The sequence below is a fragment of the Bacillus sp. JUb11 genome (assembly GCF_024807925.1).
In the GTDB taxonomy this organism is placed as follows: Bacteria; Bacillota; Bacilli; order Bacillales; family Bacillaceae; genus Bacillus; species Bacillus altitudinis.
Genome location: NZ_JANUEZ010000003.1, coordinates 196834 through 220271, shown reverse-complemented (window position 1 = coordinate 220271; position 23438 = coordinate 196834). Strand labels below are relative to the sequence as shown.

23 protein-coding genes and 1 riboswitch are annotated in these 23438 nt (G+C 41.9%); of the genes, 19 read left to right on the top strand and 4 right to left on the bottom strand.

Features of this window, described 5'->3' with window-relative positions; translation table 11 throughout:
- Positions 1-3: 3 nt before the first annotated feature.
- Positions 4-1035, bottom strand: coding sequence for a pectate lyase family protein (locus tag M2369_RS07180; RefSeq protein ID WP_193803928.1), 1032 nt, complete (start codon positions 1033-1035; stop codon positions 4-6).
- A 489-nt stretch (positions 1036-1524) separates the two neighbouring features.
- On the opposite strand from M2369_RS07180, the gene sigY reads away from it, so the two are divergent.
- From sigY to M2369_RS07115, 13 genes are all read left to right on the top strand, one after another.
- Positions 1525-2055 (top strand): RNA polymerase sigma factor SigY, encoded by a 531-nt coding sequence (gene sigY, locus M2369_RS07175; RefSeq protein WP_251185126.1) that lies wholly within the window; start codon positions 1525-1527, stop codon positions 2053-2055.
- Positions 2055-2366 (top strand): YxlC family protein, encoded by a 312-nt coding sequence (locus M2369_RS07170; protein ID WP_251185125.1) that lies wholly within the window; start codon positions 2055-2057, stop codon positions 2364-2366. The genes sigY and M2369_RS07170 overlap by 1 nt, the downstream gene beginning before the upstream one ends.
- The gene (locus M2369_RS07165) at positions 2363-2575 is read left to right on the top strand and encodes a hypothetical protein (protein ID WP_008345569.1); all 213 of its coding nucleotides are present in this window, start codon (positions 2363-2365) and stop codon (positions 2573-2575) included. Before M2369_RS07170 ends, M2369_RS07165 begins: the two co-directional genes overlap by 4 nt.
- Before the next feature lie 307 nt (positions 2576-2882).
- Complete coding sequence (gdhA, locus tag M2369_RS07160; protein WP_008345568.1) at positions 2883-4253, top strand: NADP-specific glutamate dehydrogenase; 1371 nt, start codon at positions 2883-2885, stop codon at positions 4251-4253.
- An 83-nt stretch (positions 4254-4336) separates the two neighbouring features.
- On the top strand, positions 4337-4450 hold the full coding sequence (locus M2369_RS07155; RefSeq protein WP_008345567.1) for a hypothetical protein: 114 nt from the start codon (positions 4337-4339) through the stop codon (positions 4448-4450).
- 111 nt (positions 4451-4561) lie between these two features.
- Entirely contained in the window at positions 4562-5944 is a 1383-nt protein-coding gene (locus M2369_RS07150) for a copper amine oxidase (protein ID WP_259253818.1), read from the top strand.
- 69 nt (positions 5945-6013) lie between these two features.
- A complete protein-coding gene (locus M2369_RS07145) occupies positions 6014-6628 on the top strand; it encodes a class F sortase (protein WP_045033791.1) in 615 nt (204 codons plus the stop codon).
- Positions 6629-6870: 242 nt separating this feature from the next.
- Positions 6871-8814 (top strand): BglG family transcription antiterminator, encoded by a 1944-nt coding sequence (locus M2369_RS07140; protein ID WP_041091541.1) that lies wholly within the window; start codon positions 6871-6873, stop codon positions 8812-8814.
- Between the two features lie 121 nt (positions 8815-8935).
- On the top strand, positions 8936-9241 hold the full coding sequence (locus tag M2369_RS07135) for a PTS sugar transporter subunit IIB (protein WP_007497889.1): 306 nt from the start codon (positions 8936-8938) through the stop codon (positions 9239-9241).
- A 14-nt stretch (positions 9242-9255) separates the two neighbouring features.
- Entirely contained in the window at positions 9256-10605 is a 1350-nt protein-coding gene (gene celB / locus M2369_RS07130) for a PTS cellobiose transporter subunit IIC (RefSeq protein ID WP_007497888.1), read from the top strand.
- Positions 10606-10631: 26 nt separating this feature from the next.
- Positions 10632-10958: a PTS lactose/cellobiose transporter subunit IIA gene (locus M2369_RS07125; RefSeq protein ID WP_008345561.1), complete on the top strand. Its 327-nt coding sequence runs from the start codon at positions 10632-10634 to the stop codon at positions 10956-10958.
- A complete protein-coding gene (locus tag M2369_RS07120) occupies positions 10955-12283 on the top strand; it encodes a 6-phospho-beta-glucosidase (RefSeq protein WP_007497885.1) in 1329 nt (442 codons plus the stop codon). The genes M2369_RS07125 and M2369_RS07120 overlap by 4 nt, the downstream gene beginning before the upstream one ends.
- A 117-nt stretch (positions 12284-12400) precedes the next feature.
- On the top strand, positions 12401-12799 hold the full coding sequence (locus M2369_RS07115; protein ID WP_025208200.1) for a hypothetical protein: 399 nt from the start codon (positions 12401-12403) through the stop codon (positions 12797-12799).
- 324 nt (positions 12800-13123) lie between these two features.
- Here M2369_RS07115 and M2369_RS07110 read toward each other — a convergent pair whose 3' ends face one another.
- The gene (locus M2369_RS07110; RefSeq protein ID WP_259253814.1) at positions 13124-14215 is read right to left on the bottom strand and encodes a branched-chain amino acid aminotransferase; all 1092 of its coding nucleotides are present in this window, start codon (positions 14213-14215) and stop codon (positions 13124-13126) included.
- A 359-nt stretch (positions 14216-14574) separates the two neighbouring features.
- Between M2369_RS07110 and M2369_RS07105 the strand changes: the two genes are divergently transcribed.
- The 5 genes from M2369_RS07105 to ywaC all read left to right on the top strand — a co-directional run bounded on the left by M2369_RS07105 (position 14575) and on the right by ywaC (position 20824).
- Positions 14575-16002, top strand: coding sequence for a DUF1565 domain-containing protein (locus tag M2369_RS07105; RefSeq protein WP_160757830.1), 1428 nt, complete (start codon positions 14575-14577; stop codon positions 16000-16002).
- Between the two features lie 117 nt (positions 16003-16119).
- Positions 16120-16229: riboswitch (SAM riboswitch) on the top strand.
- A gap of 172 nt (positions 16230-16401) precedes the next feature.
- Positions 16402-17520, top strand: coding sequence for a sugar ABC transporter substrate-binding protein (locus M2369_RS07100; protein WP_007497873.1), 1119 nt, complete (start codon positions 16402-16404; stop codon positions 17518-17520).
- A gap of 72 nt (positions 17521-17592) precedes the next feature.
- A complete protein-coding gene (locus M2369_RS07095; protein WP_259253813.1) occupies positions 17593-19089 on the top strand; it encodes a sugar ABC transporter ATP-binding protein in 1497 nt (498 codons plus the stop codon).
- On the top strand, positions 19086-20099 hold the full coding sequence (locus M2369_RS07090) for an ABC transporter permease (RefSeq protein WP_017368303.1): 1014 nt from the start codon (positions 19086-19088) through the stop codon (positions 20097-20099). Before M2369_RS07095 ends, M2369_RS07090 begins: the two co-directional genes overlap by 4 nt.
- Positions 20100-20191: 92 nt before the next feature.
- Complete coding sequence (gene ywaC, locus M2369_RS07085) at positions 20192-20824, top strand: GTP pyrophosphokinase YwaC (protein WP_007497867.1); 633 nt, start codon at positions 20192-20194, stop codon at positions 20822-20824.
- A 50-nt stretch (positions 20825-20874) separates the two neighbouring features.
- Here the strand turns inward: ywaC and M2369_RS07080 are convergent, their stop codons facing one another.
- Positions 20875-21024 (bottom strand): hypothetical protein, encoded by a 150-nt coding sequence (locus tag M2369_RS07080; RefSeq protein ID WP_017368302.1) that lies wholly within the window; start codon positions 21022-21024, stop codon positions 20875-20877.
- Positions 21025-21043: 19 nt separating this feature from the next.
- The gene (locus M2369_RS07075; protein WP_041507967.1) at positions 21044-22129 is read right to left on the bottom strand and encodes a Rap family tetratricopeptide repeat protein; all 1086 of its coding nucleotides are present in this window, start codon (positions 22127-22129) and stop codon (positions 21044-21046) included.
- A 528-nt stretch (positions 22130-22657) separates the two neighbouring features.
- On the opposite strand from M2369_RS07075, the gene M2369_RS07070 reads away from it, so the two are divergent.
- Entirely contained in the window at positions 22658-23422 is a 765-nt protein-coding gene (locus M2369_RS07070) for a transporter substrate-binding domain-containing protein (RefSeq protein ID WP_007497862.1), read from the top strand.
- Positions 23423-23438 lie beyond the last annotated feature (16 nt).

Here is a 23438-nt window from a genome sequence, read left to right as displayed (position 1 = left end):
AGCTTAAGGGTTTACTTTTCCTACACCCGCATTTGATACAACTTCTGATTTCACATTGTTCACGTTAAGCAAAGAGTAGTTATATGGAGGGTTGTACGTACCTGTTGAAGACGTTGGCAGACTGCCTGTGCTATTAATATATGAGTTGTTGATGACATGCCATGTACCGACTTGACGGCTGTCCCAGCTGCCAATGGCATTGTTTGTATTTTCAAATACGTTGTGCTCAATTCTCATTTTTGCGCCCATACGAGAGTTAATCGCAGTTGTATGGATGCCTTTGTAGTAGTTGTTATACACATGACCTTCTCCGTAGCGCATAGACGGTACACGAGAGTTCAAGTTTTCAAAGCGGTTGTTGTGGAATGTGATTTTTCTGTTGTAGTTATCGTTATCGGAGCTGCCCATCAGCATTGTTTTCCAGCTGTCATGGACATAGTTCCATGAGAACGTAATGTAATCGGAGTCATTTTTCACATCGAATAACCCATCATAGTCATCTTTCCCAGAGTTCAAAGTGTTGTAGAGTTCATTATGGTCGACCCATACGTTTTTAGAACCACCTTCGATTCCGATGGCATCTTTATCACCGATTTTGCTGTGATGGATTTTGAGGTTGCGGATGATGACGTTATTAGCACGCCATACTTTAATACCAATCCCATTAAATTCGCCGTTTTTCCCTTTACCGACGATGGAGACATTGTTTGTATCTTTCACATCAATTTTATTGGCCGAAGTATTAGAAGGAGTAATCGTTCCGTCTACCACGATTTTCAATTTTTCATTTGTTCCTTTGCTTTTGAGGGCAGCTAATAGTTCATTTCCGGTTTTCACCGTCACCGTTTTACCACCGTCACCGCCTGTTGTACCGCCATTTAATGTGGAGAATCCTTGCTGATTAAAATTGGCCATAATCGAAGGGCTTTCTGGATATTTCGTTGCTGCTTTTGCCTCCCCATTTGGCGCAAATAATGAAGTCACGAGACCAACCGCTAACACACCAGCTAACATTGGAACTTTTTTCTTCAACATGAACATCTCCATTCTATATTTTGTTTTAATGTAAACGTTTCCAAAATAAGCTGCGATTCAACCGCTCCTCCTTCCTTCGCCAGCATCGCCTCTTTCGGAATGTAGGAAGAGCATAGCACGCAAAAAGGTATCATCGGCTAAGAATTGGAACGAAGTATTCCACGATTTTCAAGGAAACTAAGGCAATGATTATTTCAATTTATCTACATGAGACAAGGATCATTGACGATAGGTATTGGGGTAACCTAGTGATTATGAAAAGGACGTTCTTCTTTTCAAGGAAAATCAAGATGATTACGAAAGCGTCATTTTGTTAGAGACAAAGACATGTCATAATCATTACATAAGAAAAAATTGGATATCAAATAGATCCATGCGCTAAACAGCAGATAGAAAAGGCTCTAATTTAAAAAAAGAAGGTCTATTTTAAACGATGCGATCACCGGTGTCGTCTAATCAATAAGAGATAGAAAGGAAGGAGGGACGTGTTTGGAGCAGACCGAGGAGACTTTATGGATCAAGCGGGCAAAACAGGGGGATGATGCCGCATTTACCGCCCTTTATCGGCATCATTATTCGTTTCTTTACCGTTATTTGATGAAATTGACCCTTCAACAAGAGCTGACAGAGGAGATCATGCAAGAAACGATGCTCAAAGCGTACATGAAACTTTCTTCTTTTAGAGGAGATTCATTATTTTCAACATGGCTCATGTCCATTGCATCTAGACAATTTTTAGATCATCAAAAGAAAAGAAAACGTGAACAAACGAGAGAAGGAAAGGCGAATCAAGAAGCCATCCGCCGGTTCAAATGGGATGTTCAGCAAAAAGGCTATACTTGGCATGACATGTGGGATGCTCTAAATGAGTTAAAGGCTCAGGAGAGAGCACCGATCCTTCTCCATTACTATTATGGCTTTACTTACCCTGAAATCGCTTCGATGCTCGGGGTGAGAGAAGGTACGGTGAAATCGAGGGTTCATCATGGGATCAAGAAAATTCGAAAGGAGTGGGACTGATGAAAGAAGATCGTTTCGCCGATCGTTTAAAAGAAGAGCTGCAGGAGCTCGATGAACAAATCGAAGTAGAAAAGCCGAGTGAACAAGCTTTGATGTTGATGCTAAAGCAGGCAAAGGAAAAAGAGAAAAAACGTTTTAAACAAGAAGTGCTGGCGTACATCATCGTCAGTCTGACCATCATGACACTTGTTGCAGCTGCCATTACTCATTTGCCCATCATCTTCATTCTTCTCCAAGTGGTGAGCGTGCCACTCTGTGTGGTTGTCGGCATCAAGGAATACCAACATATTAAAGGAGGGTCCTCCTTATGAGTCAGACGGAAATGATCATCTTATTGTGCGCATTACCGTTACTGTTTGCACAAGGATTTCTCTTATTTATGGATGCTAAGAAAAGAGGGCGTTATAAATGGTTCTGGGGCATCATTGGGTTAATCAACTTCCCATCTTCTTCTATTTTATATTGGCTGTGTGTTGTCTTACCTGATCGTAAAAGAGGAGAAAAGCTCAGGAAAGATTGAAAGACGTTGTAAAACTTTTGACCTTTTTTTGAATGATCATCATCTAGAAAAAATGAAAGTTTCATGAATGTGTCAAAGAAAGCGGGATGTTGAACGTCCAGTTCGTCATTTCTAGCACGATAGTCATTCTTTGAGCGGGTCATTTTCATGACGGAAGGTGATTCTGCTTGATCTATCTCATTTCGGCATCGTTTTCATCTGTTATCAATATTGATCAGTTTTTACAAATGGTGTTAAATTAATCTCAATATGCGTTAGAAAATCTAACAACCAAAGAGTGAGATATTGACAAGGAGGCAGATGAGACATGTTGACCTTAGATCGAGCAGCACAAACAGCACAAAGCTACATCCACCGTGTGCTAGAGGATGTAGAAAAACGGAATCCAGGTGAGGCGGAATTCCAACAAGCCGTGAAAGAAATTCTGGAATCCCTCGTCCCGGTTTTTGCAAAACACCCAGAGTATGAAAAACAGGGGATCTTAGAACGCTTAATTGAGCCTGAGCGGCTTGTGATGTTTCGTGTACCGTGGGTAGACGATGAAGGCAAAGTACAGGTGAACAGAGGATTCAGGGTTCAATTTAATAGTGCCATCGGTCCTTATAAGGGGGGCATTCGTTTCCACCCATCGGTCAATGCCAGCATCATCAAGTTTTTAGGGTTTGAACAAATCTTTAAAAACGCACTGACAGGTTTGCCGATCGGCGGAGGAAAAGGTGGATCAGATTTTGACCCTAAAGGGAAATCTGATGGAGAAATCATGCGTTTTGTTCAAAGCTTTATGAGTGAACTCAGTCGTTATATTGGACCTGATCAAGATGTACCGGCAGGAGATATCGGGGTAGGCGCACGCGAAATCGGCTATATGTTCGGCCAGTACAAAAAAATGCGTGGTGCGTATGAAGCAGGTGTCCTGACAGGAAAGAGCCCTGGCTTCGGAGGCAGTTTAGCAAGAAAAGAAGCGACCGGCTACGGACTTGTGTACTTTATGGAAGAAATGTTAAAAGCCCACGGAATGCAATTTGAAGGACGATCTGTTGTTGTGTCTGGGTCAGGAAATGTATCGATTTATGCGATGGAAAAAGTATTGGAATTAGGCGGAAAGGTTGTGGCTTGTAGTGATTCAAGCGGAGCCATTTACGACCCTCAAGGCATTTCACTTGAGACAGTGAAGCAACTGAAGGAAGTCGATAACCAGCGAATTAGTGCCTACATAGACATTCACCCGCATGCTGAATTGATTGAAGATTGCGAACAAATTTGGTCTCTCCCTTGTGACATTGCGCTGCCATGTGCGACCCAAAATGAAATTTCAGAGTCGCAAGCACAGCAGCTAGTGGCAAACGGTGTCATCGCTGTAGGAGAAGGGGCCAATATGCCGTCCACACTTGAGGCCGTCAAAGTATTTGAACAACATGATATTTTGTTTGCACCAGCAAAAGCAGCAAATGCTGGGGGAGTGGGTGTTTCGGCGTTAGAAATGGCGCAAAACAGTGCGAGAATGTCTTGGACTTTTGAAGAAGTAGATGGTCAGTTGAAACAAATGATGCAGTCGATTTATCGTCAGTGTACTGAGACAGCTGAAGAATACGGATACGCTGGAAACTTAATGGTAGGCGCAAATATTGCAGGATTTCGCAAAGTGGCAGATGCCATGATCGCACAAGGCGTCATTTAACTCCTGCTCTCCCGCACCTGTTTATTTCATGACAAGATCGGGAATCGTCTTGTAAGAATGACAATAAGGAGGCGCGGGAGAAAATGAAAAAGTGGCTGAAACAAATTGTCAAATGGGCACCAGTGATTTATCCAGTGGTGAGGAAAATATATAAAGAACGAAAAGCATCCAAAAGTCGTAACGTATCAGCCGGGTAATCCGGCTTTTTTTTATGAAATGCATGAAACAAAAAAATATGCTGTGTGAATGATCCATATCACTTCTCTCTCCGTTAAGTACATAACAAACGGAAAGAGGAGGCAAAACAGATGAAAATGAAAAAAGCATTTTTAACGATCCCGCTTAGTGCAGCATTATTATTACCAACTGCTCAAATGGCAAGTGCACACGAAGGACATATGCATGGGGATGCAAAAAAGTCGTCATCATCACAAGAGGTGTCAAATAAAGCAACGGATCTTCGCGCAGCGCTTGATCAGCTCTTCTCAGAGCATGCTTATTTAGCAGTGATCACGATGCAAAAGGGAATTGACGGCAGTAAAGATTTTGATCAAGCAGCCGCAGCGTTAAATGAAAACACGAATGATCTATCGGATGCGATCGCCTCTGTGTATGGAAAAAAAGCAGGGAAACAATTCAAAGAGATTTGGTCAAGCCATATCGGCTACTTCGTTGATTATGTACAAGCGACAGCGAAAAAAGATGAAGCAGGTAAAAAGAAAGCGGTCAAAGCGCTTGATCAATACCGCATGAAACAAGCTGATATGCTTGATAAAGCAACAGGTGGAAGATTGAAAGCAAGTGAACTTGAAGAAGGGTTAAAGATGCACGTCAATGAACTGCTAAAAGCTTTTGACAGTTACACAGAAAAGGATTTTGATACAACCTATGAAACGGTCAGAAAATCCATTCATCATATGTTTGAAGTAGGTAAAGGTGTATCATGGGCGATTACAGATCAATTTCCTGGGAAATTTGATCAAAAATCAGTCGATACTCCAGCGGCAGATCTTCGTGAGGATTTAAACTACTTGTTCTCAGAGCATTTGGCACTCGCGGTAGTGGCTATGCAAAAAGGGAATGATGGCAGCAAGGACTTTGACCAAGCAGCCGCAGCCTTAAATGAAAATACAAATGATTTATCAGATGCGATCGCTTCTGTTTATGGAAAAGATGCAGGAAAACAATTTAAAACGATCTGGTCAAGTCATATCGGATATTTAGTTGATTATGTTAAAGCAGATGCATCAGGAGACGAGCAAGCAAAAGAAAAGGCTGTCAAAGATTTAGATGCTTACCGTATGAAACAAGCAAAATTTTTAGATCAAGCGACAGATGGACGATTGAAGGCGGCTGACTTAGAAGCTGGGTTGAAAACCCATATTGATGAGCTCATCAAAACGTACACGTCTTATCATCATGGTGAATACGATCAGCTGTACCCGACTGTCAGAGAAGCATACGGTCATATGTTCATGGTTGGTCAAGATGTCGCATCAGCTATTGTCGATCAGCATCCTGACATGTTCAAATCCAACATGCCAAATGAGATGCCGAAAACAGGTATGGGAGGCACAGCCGGTCCATTAGGTATGTTATATGAAGCATTTGCTGGGATGATGGCGAGTCTCATCTTAGCCGGAGGTGCAGTGGGGGCGTTCTTCCTCATTCGCCGCAAACCATCAAATTAAGCAGGCATCAAGACAAGAGGGAACGTGCACAATCGTGCCGTTCCTTTCTTCAAAAGGAGGTCGACTTGCGTGAAAAGATGGCTGTTTGGTATTCTGACGCTTTTCATCATCACGGGCTGCGCATCCCAATCAATAGATGAAAAGTCATCCTCTGAAACTGCATCATCTCCTGAGCCAATGACAGCAAAACAAGCCAAGAATCCATCTCATTCACACGACACGTTAAAAGATGAGCCATCGGGTATTGTTCCCGCTGACATCTCCATTCCAGCGATTGATGTCCAAGCAAAAGTGGAGAAAACGACTTTATCAAAGGATGGCAGTATGGGTGTTCCGCAAAATACAGATCACACAGCTTGGTTTGAAGATGGTCCGAAGCCTGGTGATAAAGGGAATGCTGTCATAAATGGTCATGTTGATAATAAATGGGGTCCTTCTGTTTTTTATCGACTAAAGGAGCTAAAAAAGGGAGACAAAGTCATTGTGACATCCTCGTCAGGGGAAAAGCGAACCTTTGAGGTTCTCAAGGTGAAAAGCTATCCGCGCGAAGAGAAACCAAATGCTTTTTTCGGGTACGCCTTTACACGGAATCTCAATTTCATCACATGTACGGGAACTTTTGATCATGCAGCCGGTACACATGAAAAAAGATTGGTTGTCTTTACACAACTGATTTCTTCATAAGAAAAAGGCGGATACACGGAGGTGTAACGCCTTTTTTTCATGATTTCCACAACAGCATCTTAGAAGAAGATTCATAGGTCATTAGATATGGTTGGTTGTATAAATAGGGGCGTTTGTCATATAAATGAGTTGGCAATTTTTATTTCTTTTCAGTAGAATATGAGTAATGAAGAGAACTGTAAGCGTATACAACCTGTCCAAACAAGGCAGATTCTCCACCCTAAATGAAGGAGGCAGACCTAATGCTGAGTAAAAGACTGGCGCACATTTTAAGTCAGCTGATGGCAGCTGAGACTCCTCTCACGAGCGCTGCGCTTTCTGTCAGTTTACAAGTGACAAGCCGCACCATCCGAACAGACATCAAGGAACTGAATGAGCGTCTAGCCCCTTATCAAGCAGCTGTATCAGCTGTTAGAGGCGCTGGCTATGAGCTGTTGATCAACGATGAGAATGCCTTTCGCCGTTTTATGAAGGAAGAAGTCGAACAGGAAGAACCGCTTGCTATTCTTCCAGAAGAACGAGTTCGATTTATTTTGAAAAAGCTGCTTCTAGCGGAATCATATGTGAAGCTGGAAGACTTACAGGAGCAGCTGTTTATTAGTAAATCGACGATGAGTAATGACATGAAATGGGTCAAACGTAAGCTCGAACCCTTTGATCTGAAGCTGGAAGCAAAGCCGAATAAAGGCTGCCGGATCAAAGGATCTGAGATGAAAATCCGTTATTGCATGTCAGAATATTTATTCAATGAACGGCGTTCCTATCAAACAATGCTGAACACGGCGGTTACGATTTTGCCAAAACATGAGCTGGAATTGATTCAGAGAACCATGATTGATTATATCAACGAGGAAAAAATGAATCTATCAGACATTTGCATGAATAATTTAATTGTTCATATTGCTATTGCCTGTAAACGGATTAGACACGGAAACTATGTATCTGTGCTGCCTGAAGAAATCAACGAAATTCCAAGGGCAAAAGAATACAAGGTAGCCAAAAAAATGGTTGAGCGTCTTGAAGGGCTGCTGGATGTCTCATTTCCACAAGAGGAAATCGTTTATATCGCCATTCATTTGCTAGGAACAGCCAAAATGGTACAGTCTTTTTCAACGGGCGGTCAAAAACAAATTGTGGATGATGACACGAGCCGTCTTGTTCAGCTGATGCTGAAAGCCATTGATCAAAAATTGCAGCTGGATTTAGCGGGAGATGCGGAATTGCTGATTGGCCTCAGTTTGCACTTAAAGCCAGCGATCAATCGGTGTAAGTATGGAATGAATTTAAGAAATCCAATGCTTGATGAGATCAAAGCGGGCTATCCAATTGCCTTTGAAGCAGGGATTGTGGCGAGCAGGGTCATTGAAGAAGAGACAGGTTTGTCCATTCATGAAAATGAGATCGGCTATATGGCACTTCATTTTGGTGCGGCCTTAGAGCGCAGGAAAATGGAGATACCACCGAAGCGATGCCTGATTGTCTGTGCGTCTGGTGCAGGGAGTGCAAGGCTACTTCAAGATCGTTTGCGGTCACAATTTGGGTCGAAGCTGACCATTTTAGGAACAGCAGAGCTTTATTCCCTTCCGCATGTCTCTTTACATGCATTGGATTTAATTATTTCGACCATTCCCATTCATATGGATTTACCGATTCCGGTCATTCAAGTGAACACGATTTTAGGAGGCAGTGATTTTTTAAAAATAGAAGAAGCTTTGACAAGTGAAACAAGAGTGACATTAGCCACGCAATATATGAAAAAGGAATTGGTCTTTACAAAACGCGCCTTTCAAACAAAGGAAGAGGTCATACACTTTCTCACGCAAAAGGTCATTGACATGGGCTTAGCGCCAGCAGAACTTACACAATCTGTGATGGAAAGAGAAGAGTCTGCACCGACTTCATTTGGGCATTATACAGCGATTCCGCATCCGATGACCCCGCTGACAGAAGAGACGTTTTGGGCGATCTGTACATTAGAAAAACCGATTATTTGGGGAGAGAAAAAAGTTCAATTTGTGTGCTTGCTTTGTGTCGAAAAAGAGAATGCCAAAGACTTAAAAGGCATGTACCGTCTGCTTGGAGAGCTTGTCCATCATGTGAAATTTATTCAGCACCTCATCACCTGTGACACCTTTGAAGACATGCTGGATGTCATGGATAAAAAAGCGCCTTCGTACAAGAACTAATGGTGTGATATTAACTTTTTCCGCTTCCTAAAGGAAAAAGTATGGGTGTTTATGAAAGCGTTTTCATAATATGATGAATGTGTAAAGAAAAGCTTCATACTTCAAAAAGGGGGCGTTTACAATGAACATTTTATTAGTTTGTGCAGCAGGTATGTCAACAAGCTTACTTGTCACAAAAATGGAGAAAAGTGCACAAGAACAAGGAAAAGACTATCGTATTTGGGCAGTATCTGGAGATGCTGCAAAAAATCATATTGATCAAGCCGATGTGCTTTTATTAGGACCTCAAGTTCGTTATTTATTACCGCAAATGAAAAAACTCGGAGAAGACAAAGGAATTCCAGTAGACGTGATTAATACCGTGCATTATGGCGTATGTAATGGTGCTGAGGTTTTAAAATCTGCTGAACAGTTAGTGAACGGATAAAGGGGGCGGAAGGGATGAATGGATTCAACCGATTTCTAGAAGAGAAGGTTATGCCGTTTGCAGGGAAGATTGCCGCTCAAAGACATTTACAAGCATTGCGTGACGGAATTGTTTTAACCATGCCTCTCATTATCGTCGGTTCACTGTTTCTTATTTTAGCCAACCTTCCGATTCCAGGATACAGCGATTTTATGGCAAGTGTCTTCGGAGCCGAATGGGCCACGAAACTATCCTATCCTGTGAATGCCACCTTTGACATTATGGCACTTGTTGCGACCTTTGGGATCGCGTACAGGTTAGCTGAAAAGTATGCAGTCGATGCACTGTCATCTGGTGCAATTGCTGTCGCAGCGTTCCTCCTAGCCACACCTTATCAAGTACCGTTCACACCTGAAGGATCAACAGAAGCTATCCTAGTGAATGGTGGTATTCCCGTCACACTGATGGGCAGTAAAGGGCTATTCGTTGCCATGATTATTGCCATGCTTTCCACCGAAATTTACCGCTTTATTGTACAGCGGAATATCGTCATCAAAATGCCTGATGGTGTACCGCCAGCAGTTAGTAAATCGTTTATCGCACTTATTCCAGGTTTTGTGGTCATCACGCTGATCTGGGTCGCTAGGCTTCTGATTGAGATGACACCTTTTGAGAGTATTCATAATATCATTACGGTCTTAATCGGCACACCACTATCCATTCTTGGTGGAAGCTTAGGCGGAAGTATCGTTGCCATCGGTGTGCAAATGCTCCTCTGGGCATGTGGTATTCACGGAGCCACCATTGTCGGTGGAGTCATGGGTCCGATTTGGCTCGGTGCGATGGATGAAAACCGTCTTGCCTTCCAAGCAGGAGAAGTGCTGCCGAATATTTTCACAGCACAGTTCTTTGAAATCTTTATCAATGTCGGCGGAAGCGGCGCGACGCTTGCTTTGGTACTGACCATGATCTTGCGTGCGAGAAGTAAGCAAATGAAACAGCTTGGCCGTCTTGCGATTGGGCCAGCCATCTTTAACATCAACGAACCGATCATTTTTGGAATGCCGATTGTGATGAACCCAATGCTTCTCATTCCGTTTATCCTTACCCCAATTATGATGATCATCACCACATATATCGGAATGAGCACAGGACTTGTAGCAAAACCGGCAGGGATTGCTGTCCCGTGGACAATGCCGCCAATCATTTCAGGCTATCTCGCAACAGGCGGGAAAATCTCTGGCGCGGTCATGCAGCTGATTAACCTTGCCTTGTCATTTGCGCTATACTATCCATTCTTTAGAATGTGGGATAAGCAGAAATTGAAAGAAGAAAATGAGCTTGAAGCAAAAGCATCAACAGATGAAAATGTCGTCAGCATGTAATAGAGGGAACAAGGGGGATGCGGCCGATGGAAATGGAACAAATTGTGTTTCAACTCATCTTGCACGGTGGTAATGGTAGAAGCTCGGCCATGGAGGCCATTACATGTGCAAAGCAAGGCAATTTTGATGAGGCGAAGCAAAAATTGCAGGAAGCACAAGACGCGTTAAATGAGGCGCATCACGCACAGACAGAGCTGATCCAAGGAGAAATCAGAGGAGAGAAAACCGACGTCAGTCTCTTGATGATTCATGCACAGGATCATCTGATGAACGCAATGACCGTCAAGGAGCTTGCAGCTGAAATCATTGAGCTCCATGAAAAAATGAAGCAATTCGGAGGTGTCAATTCATGAAAGACGGAATCAAAATTGTCACAATAGGCGGAGGATCAAGCTATACGCCTGAGCTCGTCGAAGGGTTTATTAAACGATATCAAGAATTGCCTGTAAAGGAATTATGGCTTGTGGATATTGAAGCAGGTCAGGAAAAGTTGAACATTGTGGGTGCCCTTGCAAAACGTATGGTTGAAAAAGCAGGTTTGCCGATTGAAGTGCACCTCACCCTTGACCGCCGGGCAGCTCTGAAAGATGCGGACTTTGTCACGACACAATTTCGTGTAGGACTGCTCGAAGCCAGAGCCAAGGATGAAAGAATCCCACTTAAATATGGCGTCATTGGACAGGAAACGAATGGTCCAGGCGGGTTATTTAAAGGTCTACGCACCATTCCAGTCATTCTAGACATCGTGAAGGATATGGAAGAGCTTTGCCCAGATGCCTGGCTGGTGAACTTTACAAATCCAGCAGGCATGGTCACAGAGGCGGTGTTACGCTACACGAATCTGAAAAAAGTGGTCGGTCTATGCAATGTGCCGATTGGAATCAAAATGGGCATTGCAAAAGCGCTGGATGTCGATGTCGAACGCATTGAAGTACAATTTGCAGGCCTCAATCACATGGTCTATGGCTTAGATGTGTATTTAGACGGGGTCAGCATTATGGATCAAGTGCTCGATGAATTAGGAAATCCAAATAGCCAGTGGTCCATGAGGAATATTGAAGCGAAAAACTGGGAGCCTTCTTTCGTCAAAGGCTTAGGGGTCATTCCATGTCCGTATCATCGTTATTACTATAAAACGAAAGATATGCTGGAGGAAGAACAAAAAGCGGCTCAAGAAAAAGGAACAAGAGCAGAGGTTGTTCAGCAAGTCGAGCATGAACTATTTGAGTTATATAAAGACCCAGATTTATCGATTAAACCGCCGCAGCTCGAAAAAAGAGGCGGGGCTTATTACAGCGATGCAGCATGTAATTTGATCAGCTCCATCTATAATGATAAACATGACATTCAACCGGTAAATACAGTGAACAGAGGAGCGATTGCCAGCATTCCGGCCGAATCAGCGGTTGAAGTGAACTGTATTATTACAAAGGACGGACCGAAACCAATCGCGACAGGTGATCTGCCTGTGGCTGTGAGAGGACTCGTTCAACAAATCAAGTCCTTCGAGCGTGTGGCAGCTGAAGCAGCTGTGACAGGAGATTACGAGACGGCTCTTGTCGCCATGACCATCAATCCACTCGTTCCTTCTGACGAAATTGCAAAGCAAATCTTAGATGAAATGCTTGAAGCGCACCGTGAATATTTACCGCAGTTCTTCAAATCAGTGAATGCGTAAAATAAAATGGCCCCTTTATGGGGTCGTTTTTTATGATTTTTTCATATGGAAACCGGAGAAAGCAGTGTATGATAGAAAAAACAACATGTATGGCTTCAAAGAAAGGACGGTTAGAATATGGTGGCAATTGGTTTAATGCTTTACGGCTTTATCGTTCAACCTCTACTGAGTTACGGCACAGTGGTTTTGTTTTTGTATGGAATCATCGCTTCATTTATTGGTCTGATTCGGCATAGACAGGATGTGTGGATGTATGTTCTCCGCTTGCTCGTTTGTTTTACCATTCCAGTAACCAATCTGTTAATGTATTTCGCAACCATCGGTGGAGATGAAAGAGACTTTGATTTCCAGCCGATGCCGCCAGTTTATCATCTTGTTTTTATCCTAGAAATCATCATCGTCTTTTTACCAGAGATCTTTTTACTGATCGAGAGAAAGCGGAGTATCAAAGGGAAACAGTGGATATATGCAGGGGCCATTGTGGGGATCTCGGTCTTGTTTTGGTGCACGATTTGATTGAAGGCTGACTGACATCTAAGTCTTTTTCGCCTTTTTGTTGCGTAACCTCTTTCGCCTCACTTTTACAAAAGTAATCGAAAGAACAAAGATAGAAATTCCGAGAAACTTAAATAGAAAACGGGTGAAGAACGGTGAATCATCGAAACCTGTAGCGATGATGATCGATCCGATGCAAATCCCAAAGAACGCTAGTAAATAAGTAAAAAACATATCATCATTCCTTAAGCGTGGAATAGATCCATATTTTCCATTATGAGGTAGAGAAGGAGATAAAGAAACAAAAAAAGAACCCTTCATCAAATGAAAGGTTCTTTCGCTTGCTTATGCCTGTTTGACAACCGAATCGACTTCTACTGTCCAGCCGAAGATGTCTGGCTGAGTTCCTTTTTGGATTCCAGTAATCGCTTCGTACAATTTCTTCGATACTTCGCCTGTTTGACCATTTTGAATGACGTATGGCTGATCGTGATAAATTAATTCACCGACAGGAGAAATGACGGCTGCCGTTCCTGTCCCGAAGATTTCTTCAAGTTCACCTGACTGATGTGCTTCGATTAACTCATCAATTGAAATTTTACGTTCTGTCACAGGGATTTCCCAATGCTTTAACAGCTCAAGCACAGAATTCCGTGTGATCCCTTCTAAAATGCTGCCGTTCAGTTCAGGCGTCACGATTTCTCCGTTGATTTTAAAGAAGATATTCATACTACCGACTTCTTCAATGTACTTTTTCTCGATGCCATCAAGCCACAGGACTTGTGAAAATCCTTTCGTTTCAGCAACTTGCTGTGCTTTCAGGCTTGATGCATAGTTTCCAGCTGTTTTGGCATTTCCTGTTCCGCCTTTAACAGCGCGGACAAATTCGTTTTCCACCGCAATTTTGACCGGATGGATGCCTTCTTTATAATAAGAACCTACTGGAGATAAAATGATGATCAGCTTATAGGTGCTTGACGGTGCAACACCTAAATAGGGCTCAGTAGAAATAATGAATGGACGAATATACAAAGAAGTGCCCTCTGCATCAGGTACCCAATCCTTATCAATGCGAATGAGTTCATTTAAGCCTTCTAAAACCGTTTCTGTATCAATTTGCGGGATACATAGGCGGTCGTTTGATCTGTTTAAGCGTTCCATATTTTTTTCGGGACGGAATAAAAGAATCTTTTGATCCTCAGACACATACGCCTTCAAGCCTTCAAAAACAGATTGGCCATAATGATAAACCATAGAAGCTGGATCCATTGGAATCGCCTGATAAGGGATAATTCTCGGATCATACCAGCCTTTATCAATTGAATAATCCATCACAAACATGTGGTCTGTGAAGATTTTTCCGAATTCAAGTTGATCAGATTGAGGTTTTTGTTTTTTTGTTGAACTAAGTTCAACGCGGATGGGTTGTTTTGGCATCGTAAATCTCCTTGCTGTTTGATTATTTGAAAATTCTAATAATATGAAATAATTATGATTCTATTCTATACCTTCACAAAATATTAGCAATAGGTTTTCTGGAATTCAGACAAGAAAAATCTGTTAAAGCGCTTTCCTCCTCTCTGTCGTGGTTTTACTGAAGTTTCCCCTTAGAAATAAAATCCAATTTCATTATTAACTGATTAATCTGACAATTTAAAAGCGATTTGTTTTCCTGTAAGATATTCTTTCAACCATACACCTTTTGACTAGTACATTGCAAGGGGCATTGCCATATTTTAATCCTCTTTTTTTTAACCGATAAAGGTAGAAGAGAGTGGAAGGGAGCAAACAACGAGATGAAACGAATGATATCAGGCGCCTTATTGATTTTATTGATGACCGCCATTAGTTTTGGCTGTCAAGCGATGACGGAGGAGGCTGGTGCGAAGCAAGGTACTGCCTATTACGTCGCAGCAAATGGGAACGACAAACATCCAGGGACAAAGCAAAAGCCTTTCCGTACGCTGAAAAAAGCGGCAAGTATCGCGAAAGCTGGGACAACAGTTTATATGAGAGGCGGTACATACAAAGAGAGATTGATTGTCCGCCATTCTGGAACAAAGAAAGCACCAGTTGTTTTTCAAGCGTATGGAAAAGAGAAGCCTGTCATTAGCGGAGCATCTCTTAAAGGAAATCAAGCAGACGGTGGTCTTGTGAAGATTGATCAAAAAAGCTATATCACCCTGAAAGGTTTGACAGTCGGTCATATTAAAACGAATCAAGAAGATGTGACACCCATCGGTATATTCATCACAGGAAGCGGCAAAGGCGTCAAACTGCTTAACAACCGTGTGTACGACATTCAGACGACACATCAAAATGGGAATGCTCATGGCATTGCGGTCTATGGAACGAAAGCACCTGCAGCCATTGAAGACATCGAAATCAAAGGCAACACTGTGGAAAAGTTAAAGCTGGGTTTTAGTGAAGCCCTTGTGCTAAACGGAAACGTGAAAAAATTCCGCGTGACACATAATACAGTCCGGCATACGGACAATATCGGGATTGATTTAATTGGTTTTGAGAATGTCGCACCTTCTAAAAAGTATGATCAAGTGCGAAATGGTGTCGTATCTAGAAACAAAGTTTATGAGATTACGAGTGTTGGGAATCCAGCTTACGGCAAGGACATCTCCGCAGGAGGAATCTATGTGGATGGCGGAAAAGACATCGTGATTGATCATAACATCAGCCATCATAATGACCTTGGGATTGAGGTCACAAGTGAACATAAAGGGAAGATGGCCGAACGCATTCGCATTGAGCACAATCAAGTATATTTAAATCGTTATACAGGCATCTCCATCGGCGGCTATGACAAGAAGCGGGGCGGAACCACAAACACGACCATCTCCCATAACATTTTGTACAAAAATGACACAGCCGGCTTAGAAGGCGGTCAATTGCTCATGCAATATCAATCGGTGAACAATCGAATCACGAATAATATCATGACAGCCAGTGCTTCGCATTACTTAGTCGTGAATCTTTACGAAGTGAACAAGAAGAATACATTCCAAAAGAATGTCTACGATGACCGCAAAGGTGCAAAAGCCTCACAGTGGGTATGGCGCGGGAAATGGCTGGAAGGCTACAAAACGTATCGCTCGAAAAGCGGTCAAGATAAAGGATCAGCACACCTCAATCCCCAATTTGTGAATGAGAAAAAATATGATTTCCGTCTTAAGGCATCATCACCTGCTAAGAAAATCATCGGCAGTTAAACAAGGCATTCGGTGCAAATGATCATTTTAGAAATTTTCAAAAAAGTCATTGACATTGATGAGACATCACATTAAAGTAAAGAAGACATTTCAACTAAAACAAATTTCATAACGGATCTCTTATCAAGAGAGGCAGAGGGACTGGCCCTATGACGCCCAGCAACCGTTTCTATTTAAGAAATTGGTGCTAATTCCTGCAAAGCTGTTACAGCTTTGACAGATAAGAGAGGAAGACTTCCCGATACATGTTTCATGCAACGGTGATCAAGCCTCTCTTTATCAAGAGAGGCTTTTTTGATCTCTTTTTTTAGAATCAAAAGACTGGGTTCACAGGCATATTTCCACTTCTTTACCTGGTTTTCCGATGTGAAAAATAAAACAACTTGAGGAGGAACAGCAATGAAACGTAAATATTGGACATCATCTCTTGTATTATTGACGGTCCTGACCGTGCTATTATCTGGTTGCGGTACGGGATCAAGCGCAGGCTCAAAGGCTAATGCAAACGAAAAGGTCTCCTTTGACAATGTCCCGAAGCGATTTGCAAAAGGACAGGGAGCAAAAATTAAAGTGATCCGTAAAATTGGCGGGGACGATCATACTGCTCAGTTTTTAGCAGGAACGAAGGCAGAAGGTGAAGCGCTAGGCTTTACAGTAGATGTCTACACGGCAAATGGTGATACGGCGAAGTTTCATGATGCTATTTCTCAAGCACTAGAAGAAAACTATGATGGCTTTATCATCTCTCATGGGGATGATGAGGCGACAGTCGCTGATGTGAAGAAGATCACAGCGAAAGGCATTCCAGTTGTGGCGTTTGATTCAAATCCGAAGCTGAAGGACATCAAAGGGGTCACAGTGACGTCTCAAGATGACGAGCAATTAGCGAAAAAATCATTAGATGCACTCGTGGCTGATTTTAAAGGGAAAGCAAATATTGCGTATCTTTGGGTAGACGGATTCCCTCCAATGGTGAGACGAAACAAGGTGTACCAAGAAACGCTCAAACAGCATACAGGAATCAAGGAACTTGACCGATTTGGCGTTGCGGCCTCTGATACATCAGTTCAAACACAAAATGCGGTTGCGGCTATGCTAAATAAATATCCAAAGGGTAAACTGGATGCGATTTTTGCCACGTGGGATGCATTTGCGATTGGTGCCGCAAGAGCTTTAAAAGAAGCAGGGAGAACCGAAGTGAAGATTTACGGTATTGATGTGTCTAATGCCGATCTGCAAGAAATGACTGCGAAAGACAGTCCTTGGAAGTACACTGCCGCTGTCGATCCGAAGCTCATTGGCGCAATCGACGTAAGGATTCTTGCGAAGAAACTAGCTGGCGAGAAAACGCCATCTTCCTATGACCTTGAGGCCTCTCTCATTTCACAAAAGCAGCTTCAGGATGCAGGAAAGGCCATCAATATGGTCAATCTTGCAGATGAAGTAAAAGGATTCGGATCATCGACTGCTTTTGAAGAAGACTGGATGAAGACCTTGAAGAAGCATTATGCAAAATAAACAACGTGCACTCTCTTTTCATAGAGGGTGTTTCGTTTTTCAATTGACGATCAGGAGAGAAGGAGGACACCTATGACAACGCCGCTTGTTCATATGAAAAACATTTCGATTGAATTCCCAGGAGTCAAAGCGTTAGATCAAGCAAATTTCACATTAAGAAAAGGCACAGTCCATGCCCTGATTGGGGCGAACGGCGCTGGGAAGTCAACGTTAATGAAAGTTCTCTCTGGTGCTCATTCACATTTTGAAGGAACCATCCACATCAATGGCGAGGCGGCGACTATTCATACACCGAAGGATGCGGCCTCATACGGTGTGCAGACCGTCCATCAAGAAGTGGATACAGCTCTAGTGCCATATTTAAGTGTTGGCGAAAATATGATGATTCATGAAATTGAGAAAAAACCATTCGTCCGTTGGAAAGAGATTCACCGCAAGGCAGCACAGCTGTTAAAAGAGATGGACATTGACATCTCAACGAAGCGTCTTGTGAGTGATTTGACACTGGCAGAAAAACAAATGGTGCTCATTGCCAAGGCTGTGTCGATCAAATGCAGCATTTTAATTTTAGATGAACCAACCGCTCCACTTAGTCATGCAGAAACAAGCAAGCTATTCTCAATGATTCATCAATTGAAAAAGAACGGCACAGGCATCATTTTTATTTCGCATCGCATGCCAGAAATTTTCAACATCTGTGATGAACTGACTGTGATGAAGAATGGAACCGATGTGGCGGCACACCTCATTAAAGAAACCGATCCAAAGCAGGTCATTGAAGAAATGCTTGGCGCGCCATTAGAGGATCAATTCCCATTCTGTACACCGCTAGAGGATGCACCGATTGTGCTTGATGTGAAAGAGTTGCATGACCAGCATAAATTAAACAACATTCATCTTCATGTGAAAAAAGGAGAAATTCTCGGGATTGCAGGACTAGTCGGTGCTGGTAAAACAGAATTGTGCAAAGCCCTATTCGGCGCCTCAGAAAAAAAGTCAGGCACTGTGCAGCTGCATGGTCAAACCATTCATATCAAGTCGCCTCATCACGCTGTGAGAGCGGGTATTGCCCTTGTGCCTGAGGAACGGAGAAAAGAAGGGATTCTAACAGAAGAAACTGTTGGATGGAACGTAACAGCTGCAAGTCTACGTTCGTTTACACGGCCGTTCAGCTTCTTACATCGTTCTAAGGAACGGAAGGCAGCAGATGGAATCGTCAAGCGGCTTGGCGTCAAGACACCTTCTCTTGAAGCGAAGGTGAAGCATCTATCTGGTGGAAATCAACAAAAGATTGCGATTGGAAAATGGCTGTTGGCTGAGGCGGATGTCTATCTCTTTGATGAACCAACCAAAGGTGTAGACGTTGGAGCCAAAAAGGACATTTTCTCCCTCATTGCAGAACTAGCTGCAAGAGGAAAAGCGGTTATTTATGCTTCAAGTGAGCTTTCAGAAATTGCAGGAATTGCCGACCGAGTATACGTCTTATATGATGGCAGCATTGCCCGGGAAATGACGGCACCAATGACTGAAGAAGAGCTTTTATATCATTCAACAGGAGGACAATCATGAGTGAACGACAAGTTTCAGCCCCAGTTCAACAAATCAAGAAACAGCGGCCATCCTTTCATCTGTTTGATTTCTTTTATCAATATGGCACCATCTTAACGATTGTCGTATTGATTGTTGTCTTTGCGGCAGCCAATCCGGCATTTTTACAGTCAGGAAATATCATCAATATTTTACGATCGATCTCGATTGTAACCATCATTGCGGTAGGGCTGACGATCTCCCTAGCAGTGAATGGCTTTGATTTATCTGTAGGCTCAGTTGCTACGTTATCAAATGCAATTGTGATCTCCATGTTTGTATGGTTCTCGCAAAACCCACTCATTGCGATCCTTTCTGCGCTGGCGGCTTCTCTTATTGTCGGTTTGCTGAATGCTTGGATGATTGTCAAAATGAAGATTCCAGATATGCTCATGACACTAGCCATGATGTTTATCATTCAAGGGCTTGCACAAACCTATACGAAAGGTGCGACCATTTCTGAAAATATGGTGCTGCCTGATGGCACTTTTTCAACTGGCACCATCCCTGCCTTTTTCAGCAAGATTGGGCAGGTCCCCTATATCATTTTGATTATGGCGGCCATTGTGCTTTTTGCCCATGTTTTTATGACTTACACAAAGCATGGGCGATTGATGTATATCATTGGTGGAAATAAAGAAGCCGCTCGATTATCTGGTATTCATGTGAACAAATACAAAATCGCAGCATATCTGTTGTCTGCTTTATTTGCGGCGATCGGTGGTATCGTGCTGGCATCAAGGGTGATGACAGCAGAAATTAACGCAGGAACGCCATATTTAATGGATGGGGTAGCTGCTGCTTTTATTGGGTTTTCAGTCATGGGAGCAGGTAAACCAAACGCATTCGGTACATTTATTGGTGCGGTGCTCATCGGTATTTTGCAAAATGGACTTGTGATGATGTCTGTCCCGTATTATGCAATGGATATCGTGAAAGGATCTGTGCTTGCACTGGCACTCGCGCTGACTTATTACAAACAGCGTGGCTAAGATGTATTTTTTAAAACCATTTGCGTCCTCTCTCCGTCTAGTAAACGGAAAGCAGTGTAACAGCTGTTTGCCAAAAGGAGATGACAAAAAGAATGAATATGTCAGCAACTCATGTAGAAGATTTGAAAAGTGTCATGGAAGACTGGAAAAATGAATTATTAGTATATAAATTTGCATTAGATGAAATGGATACAAAGTTTTCGATTATTAGTCAGGAATATAATTTAATCCATGGACACAACCCAATAGAGCATACAAAATCACGGATCAAATCCTTTGAAAGTATCGTGAATAAACTAGCGAGAAAAGGATGTGACATCACCACACAATGTGCCAAGGAGTACATACATGATATCGCTGGTGTCCGCATCATCTGTTCGTTTATTCAAGATATCTATAACATTATTGATGTTTTGAGGCAAAGAGAGGATTTAAAGATTCTTGAAGTGAAGGATTACATTCAGCATCCGAAACCAAATGGCTATCGAAGTCTTCATTTAATTGTTGAGATTCCTGTTTACTTAACGAATCGTGTAGAGCATGTGAAGGTTGAAATTCAGGTGCGGACCATTGCGATGGATTTCTGGGCGAGTCTCGAACATAAAATCTATTATAAACTGCAAAACGATGTTCCTCATCAGCTCACCGATGAACTAAAGGAAGCGGCAGATATCGCTCACTACTTAGATGAAAAAATGCAAAATATCAAACGAGAAATTGATTAAACAATAAAAAGAGTAGCTGTTTTGAATGACAGCTACTCTTTTCAGTCTTATTAAGGGTTGGTGCCTCGATCTCTCTTTTGAATGATCGTACCGTCATCTTGCGATTGTGCAGACGGGCTGCCTTTTTGTGTAGAAGTACCAATCCAAACACCTGTGAACAAGAGCGCAAAAATCGCACTTGAGATCAGCCATTTTTTCATCATACATCACTCCATCTTCTTAACAAGTTTTGAATGACAATGCCTTGTTCTGAAAATACATCGCTTCTTTCGGAAGACCATTTTCAGTTAAGTAGGCGGCTACATCCTGACAGATAGCCTCAAGATCAACAAGGAAATTCATAGATTCTAATTGATCACAATAAGAAATGATCTGCTCAATCATGTTGTCTGGCTGGAGCATCAATGTTTCTAAAATGGATAATTTAAGTGAAATGTTTCGTTGTTTTAAATTTTCTGCTTTTTGAAGTGAAAGCTGTACATAATAGTGGAACAAACCAGGCTTTTTCAGCTTAAACAGCGCTTTCGTGTAGGCATACAAGGCCAGTAAGTAGCCACCTGGAGAAGAAGTTTCGAATGCCTCAATCAATAAAGCCTTTTCTAGGAGCGGTACAGCTTCACTGTATTCATTTCTTAGACTTTTAATAAAGGCTGCATTGCAATATGCGTGACCAAGTAAATCTGGGTCCTCCATCTGTTCTAGTGAGTGAATCACCTGTTCAAACAAAGTTTCTGCCTCTTCATATTTCGATTGATCCGCATAATTCAGAGCAAGCATCATTTGACAGCTGATTGATTTTTTCACATAACATGGATCTGCGTCGTAAATAGACGAAGCCTTTTTTAAGTGGTGGATGGAGAGAAGTGTGGATCTTATATTATAGTATAGACATCCTGTTTTATAATGGAATTCTGCCTTTTCAATGTCATCATGTACGAGATCTAATTTATCCTCGGCCAATTTCAAATGGTGAAATGCTGTATTTTGATTCCCTCTGCGCATTTCATACATGCCTTTAAAGAAATAGAAATAGTAGCTGAGCATATCATCTGTACGAATCGCATTTTCATCCACAAAAAGACTGTGATCTAACGAAGCTGTATCTTCGACTAAATCTTTGAAACGGTATTCTAAAAGTTGATAGTAGAGTAAGACGTCTTGATTCTCTTCCATTCGATCAAATGCTTGAAGAATCTCTTCTTTTAGCTGTATTGCTTCTTGTATGTCTCTTTTTTTCATCAAGACATACCAGTCATTTAGCATATTTGCTACATCAACGGATGACAAAACACCTGTTTCTGCCAATTGGTATCCTCCTTTCTTCACCTATTCATTTCTGCTGATTCTTATTTGTCTGAATCATCTTTCCATATTAAGTATCTTCTTATATTTTAAGCGGTCTATCTCAATTTGTAAAACATGTTTTTTGATGTAAATTCAACCATTAGTGAAAAAAATAGGGAGTAACGATCGAATTGTATACGCTTACATTTTTTTAGGTAAAAAGAGGATATTGAAAAAAATATATCAGGATATCAATAGAGGAAGAGAGACAGTGAAAGAGGGTTTTTTCATAGGTGAGAAAGAAGTGTTATTTATAAAGGAGTGTTCTCGGTTTTTGTGAGATTATATCACATGAATATTGTGAAACATGCTTCTTTCAGAATAAAATGAGTTATTCGCAAAAAAGTAAAATTTAAAGAGACTATAGATCTAGAATTGTATGGATCTTTGGTATTGATAAAAAATATCACACAGTATAGCTTTAGCGTGGTATAGTAAGATTGTTGTTGCGAATATTTAGACAAAACTGACAATTGGGGGTCGTGTTTTATGAAGAAATCGATGTTACTGATCATGGGACTAATTGTTGTGCTCGTCATGGCAGCCTGTGGTTCAAAATCAGACAGCGGTTCGGGAGAAGGCAAAGGCACATATAAAATCGGGATAGATGTAACATATCCGCCATTTGAATTTGAAAAAGGCGGTAAAACGGTGGGAATAGACGTTGATTTAATTAACGCCATTGCGAAAGACCAAGACTTCAAAGTGAAGCTTGAAGCAATGGATTTCTCAGGGATTATTCCAGCGATGCAAGCAGGTCAGCTTGATGTTGGAATGGGTGGTATGAGTATTACAGATGAGCGTAAAAAGAAAGTGGATTTCTCAGATCCATACTTCGACGCTGGTCTGACAGTTGTTGTGAAAAAGGACAGCAGCATCAAATCGATTGATGATTTAAAGGGGAAAAAGCTAGCTGTTAAAAATGGGACAACAGGTGCAAAATTTGCAACAGATAACGCAGACAAATATGGGTATGAAGTAGTTCAATTCAATGACAGTCCATCTATGTTCCAAGAAGTATCTAATGGAAATGCAGATGCTTTAATTGAGGATTATCCTGTCATTACGTATGCGATCGCACAGCAAGATTTGAAATTGAAAACAGTTGGAGATCGCTTGAATGGAGACCAATACGGGATCTCAGTGATGAAGGGGAAAAACCAGGACTTATTGAAGAAAATCAATAAAGGGCTGGAAAACCTAAAGAAAAACGGTGAATATGACAAGATTATTGAGAAATATTTGAAGTCATAACACAAGCGAGGCGCGC